4 protein-coding genes are annotated in these 4,765 nt (G+C 47.5%); all 4 read right to left on the bottom strand.

Annotated features, from left to right (window positions below; all coding sequences use genetic code 11):
• Positions 1-686 (bottom strand): phage regulatory protein/antirepressor Ant (locus ACFO6W_RS26080; RefSeq protein ID WP_380002068.1); only part of this gene is annotated, 686 nt, incomplete at its 3' end.
• A 236-nt stretch (positions 687-922) separates the two neighbouring features.
• On the bottom strand, positions 923-1,420 hold the full coding sequence (locus ACFO6W_RS26085) for a hypothetical protein (protein WP_380002070.1): 498 nt from the start codon (positions 1,418-1,420) through the stop codon (positions 923-925).
• Complete coding sequence (locus tag ACFO6W_RS26090) at positions 1,420-3,426, bottom strand: portal protein (RefSeq protein WP_380002072.1); 2,007 nt, start codon at positions 3,424-3,426, stop codon at positions 1,420-1,422. The genes ACFO6W_RS26085 and ACFO6W_RS26090 overlap by 1 nt, the downstream gene beginning before the upstream one ends.
• A 113-nt stretch (positions 3,427-3,539) precedes the next feature.
• On the bottom strand, positions 3,540-4,765 hold a 1,226-nt coding region (locus ACFO6W_RS26095; RefSeq protein WP_380002074.1), incomplete at its 5' end, for an LPD38 domain-containing protein.

Raw genomic sequence — 4,765 nt, forward strand, 5'->3', positions numbered from 1 at the left:
ACGGTGATGGTGTTGGTTCCTTTCGTACCATCCTTCCGTTCGTAGCTATGTGTCCGTGGCCGGGTATAACCTTTGTCCTGGTACTTTGCATATAACAGCCATTGCTCCGACTGCCTGAACATGACGCCCCGGTCTTTTAATTCACGTTCCAGGGCAATAGCCGACATTCCCAGTTCTTTGGCTACCTGTGTCATCGTGTAAGTGGATGTGGATTGTAATACCTCATTCGTATAGGCAGCTTTAGGGGCTAAGGCTTTCACTTCGTTAACCAGTTGTTCATTCTGTCCTCCGAGTATTTGGAGCTGCTGCCTTTGAGCCTCCACACGCTTTGCCAGGGTATTCATGGCAAGAAGCAGCATTTCATCCTCGGATTGGGGGAGGGCCTTAGCTTCGAGTTCTTCCCAACGGCGGTTAACCTTTATCCTCAGTTCAATACTGTAACCCGTCATTAAGTCGAAAGTCTGCATTTTGGATAGTTCAAAATACCTGTCCTTCGTTTCCCCTCCGTTTGGTAATTGCCTGATGCTGAACATCTGTCCAATTTTGGGTAAATGTAAATTCTCATAATGTTCATTCAGCTTATCGCAATCCCGCAACACGTGTTGATGGTTTTTCCCTGTCAGCTCCGCAATTTCACGGCTCGACATTGTTTTCCGGTTAAAATTTTCTACATTTGTCATTGTCATAATATATTCCGTTTTAGGATGTATATTACAAAGAGGTGCCCGTTGTCGCTAAACTTTTGGTAGCCTCTTTGTTTTTGTTATATATCCGGTAAGACAAATTTATGCAGGATAAACAGGACACCGGAACTACCGCACGGATACTTATTTACACCCCTGTTACTTTTTGTATGAAGGCCCACTAATTCACTTTTCATTCTTCATTCTTAATTTTTCATTTTTCATTTTTCACTTTTCACTTAAAACCAATACCCCCTTCGCCTCCTTACATTTATCTTTTGCGCCAGTCCGATCATTATATCCGTCCTGTATTTCCCTGTGCCAGCCAAATAAACGGATGCATCGTCCGGGCTTTTATCCTTTAGCCATTCGTACATGATCCAGTCTTTTATAAAATGGAAGATGTAATCCTCTACAGGTCTTGCCATATGCATATTAAAATCATCGTCCATGCCCAGATATACAATATAATCCCTGTCCGTTGTAAAATCCGCCCTTTCAAAATAAGACACATTGACGGGTATGTCCTTTTGATATGCTGCCAGTACAGGGGCAACCTGTCCCTGCGCATGAAAAAATAATTCCCTGAACCTGGGCAGGTAAGCCTCATCGAAAACAAGCTGCTCAAACAGGGGATTACCGTTCTTATCCTGCCTCCTGACGGCAAGCTGGGACGATTCCTGCTTTACCGCCCGGAACACCTGTTCATGTGAAAATATAAATGTAAGCAGTTTCATCAGGCAACCTTCTTGTTATTGTTCAACATGTTTTGTATCAGCGGATTCGTATTCCGTGCGATCTGCTGCTGTATATCCTGCGGTACGACTCCCTGTCCGGCAGGTTGTACTGCCCGGCCCAGCATCATGTTCTCTTGCGCCTGCTCCGCTTCCATCCTTTTGGCCTTGATGGACTGGAGCAGCTTGTCGGCAAAGGGGAAAGCCCCGTTTTCAAGCAACTGCTCTATATCTATCTGCCCCAACTGGAACATCTGCATCAGGAAGTCGTTCATTACCATCCGGTATGCAGGCGTGGATGTGCTTTCGGTTATATTCAGGTCTATCTCCGCGTCGCGCACCAGCTTCGCATCATATACGATAGATTCCGGGCTCGCATTATTCCTGTTCAGGTTGATGTATTTCCTGTCGGGATAGAACTGCTGTATCAGCTTCATATTTTTCATATCCCTTTCTTCCCTCAGTTCCCTGAATGCCTCGTATATCTCGGTCAGGGATGTCGTGGAATTTTGTGTCTGTTGCAAATACAGGGAGGCAGGCGTTCCGGCAGCGGGAGCTTTGCCCTGTAGCGCGCCCTGCACGCCCGATATATCTTCCAGCAGTTTCAACTGTATGGAAAGCATATCGTATGCTCCCGTCTGTGACGAATTGGCGATGACCTGCTGCGGTATTTTCCCGTGTGCGGCGGGCTTGTATGCGATCACCCCGTTATATACGGCCCAACTGTCCGCGATATCGTCCATTGTATAACCTGTGGGGAGCGAATCTTCAGGAAACAGCAGCACTCCCTTGGCGGAAGCCAGCATAACAAAGTCCTGTAAGGTTATCAGCCTGTTGATATAGCGTTGCTGGTCGATAAAGTCCCCGATGAACGGGAAGGCCTGCCCGTCTATAAAGGGGTATATCTTGAATGAGAAGGGGTGCGATTCATGCCAGTAAGGCGTTTCGCCCTCTTTGAGTACATCCCCCTGCGGGGTCATGTAATAAAAATACCAGTATTCATCGATAAACCATTTATAGTCTATCAGCCGCATATCGCCCGGAGCAATGCCCTGTGCCGTCTGCTGCTGTATCCTGATATTGTTTTCCGTATCGAAGCCTGCCTTTGCGCTTAGTTCCTCCTTGTAAAACTCTCCCGTCAGCGTATCATGTACAAGGAGCCTTTCCTTGTATTCCTTTTTCCATATCTCGATAACCCTGCATTGTGCGGGATTGGCAGGCATAAAGAAATTCTTGCTTTCGTTTATATCCTGGTGCAGGGTATCGGCTACATAAGTAACGGTGGCTTCCTCATCCCTGCACCTCCCGTAGATATCCCTTATCCATCCGGCCTTTTGGGGAGAGCCGCCGGCAAACTGCGCCATTACCTGGTGGATGGACTTATCGTGCAACTGTCCTACCAGATGGCAATCGCTGTGCCGGGGGTCTTTCATGTCCGGGTCTACAAAGAAATCGTTGTAGTTGACAAGGTCGTTCCATACATCCATCTTGCCGTTGCGCCAGCCATACACGCTTTTGAAAATACCGATGCCGGAGAACAGGAAGTATTGCAGGTTTACGCTGTCCAGCCCCCAGAGCTTATTTAACTGGTATACATATTGCAGGGTTGCCGACATCATCTCGCCCTTCCCCTGTTCGTCCCTGTCACGGGAGACGCATACCGGTTCGGTCTGTGTGGACTGGAACACCCCGACTACCGAGCGCATGATGGAGCGCATACGGTTGTTCTGTAAAGGCACGCCTCCCTGGTTCAGTATATGCTGGCGTTCCGTGACTGTCTTGCAGCCGACCCGTATATGGTCGCCCCACTGGTCTTCGAATGTATATTTCTTGTTGCGCCTGGCATTGTTCCTGAACTTATCCAGTGCAGCCCATGCCGTATAGGCATCCGTCAGTACATGGTCGTTTTTTTTGAATGTGCCGCCGCTTACGGTATCTATCTTTTCCCTTCCCTTTTGTGGGAAATACTTAGCCGCTATTTTCAGGTTTACTTTTTTCGCTTCTGACATAAACAAGAGGTCGTTAATAATTTTTGAAGCGAATAAACCAATTATGCAGGAACGGGTATGTTCCCGGTGCAAAAAGTTATTTACCTGTTGATTGTTTGGGAATTTTGGTCAGGCTAATACATTTGAACCACTTCTTTCTTAAGGTTGGCAATTATCTTTTCCGCTTCTTTCTGTTCTTCCCCGTCCAGTTCCTTCAATGCGCTTTCATACTTCCTGATTTGTTTTATATACGGGTAGATACGCTTGTACCTCTCGATATCCGGGCTAAAACTGTTTATTTTGGCGGCAAATTCCTCTGTTGTCAGGTCTCCTTTCTGAGCCTGCTCCTTATATCCTTTCACTTTGCGCCGTGTCTCCTGCATATCGTCCGCTATTTTAAAATACTTCGGGTTCAAACCGCTGCCTGCCGTCATTAAATCGCTTCCGGAGGTGTAGAATGTTTTTAACGGTGTTTCGCGTACTTTCAGTTTAAGTTCCCCGGTGTCCGTCCAGTCATAAGCCTTGTATGACATATCCAGCACCTGCATACCCGTTGCATACAGTCCCCCGAAATACCCGTGTATAAGGTGATTCACCTCATCGGGATTAAAGCTGACGATACCTTTCTCCACACCATCCCCGCCTGTGGCCTTGTCTAATGATTCTCCTAACTTTACTAAGAATGCAGGCGCATAGGGTTCTCCTTTCTTATTGGTTCTGATACGCAAATATCCGGGCTTGTTTTCATCCGCCCATTCATTGGTTATCCTGCCGCCCGTATAGTTCCTGTTCGCTTTCAACTGGAAGAACGGCTTTACCGCATCCGGCATCATATCCGCCCAGCTTCCCCGGATCGAACCTGCCGGATTGGCCGGGATCAGGTCGGAAAACGACAGGATGACATCAGGCAATGTTTCTGCTATATCTTTTCTTCCGAAAACTGCCTGGTAGATATTATCCCCCATTGCATGGAAGACACGCAGTTCATGGGGGAGGGGAATTTTTACAAATCCGCTGCCTGTATAGATACACAGGTTATTCTGCCTTTCCCAGTCGCTTAGCTTCATATAATCGTCCAGTCCGTCATCCCCTCCGGTCAGTGCAGTAAGCAGCGGCATTAAAAATCCCGACATGGCATAGGAAGATACAAGGATAGCTGTTTTACCCTTATTCTTCTGTGCTACCTTTGCAAAGTTCGATAAGGCCTGGATACCTGCATTCACAAACAGGTATAAACTCCTGAACCATGCCGCGCCATATCCGCCCGCGCCGTTCCGGTTAAAGTTTACCGTTACTTCCTTGGCGTCCGATATGGATTGCACGACAGGGCGTCCCTGTTCCCTGCTGGTAATATAGACGG

The organism is Dysgonomonas termitidis (assembly GCF_042654545.1).
In the GTDB taxonomy this organism is placed as follows: domain Bacteria; phylum Bacteroidota; class Bacteroidia; order Bacteroidales; family Dysgonomonadaceae; genus Dysgonomonas; species Dysgonomonas termitidis.

Coding starts and splice junctions, on each gene's coding strand:
- ACFO6W_RS26085 (WP_380002070.1), bottom strand. CDS start 1,420: ATGAAACTGCTTACATTTATATTTTCACATGAACAGGTGTTCCGGGCG.
- ACFO6W_RS26090 (WP_380002072.1), bottom strand. CDS start 3,426: ATGTCAGAAGCGAAAAAAGTAAACCTGAAAATAGCGGCTAAGTATTTC.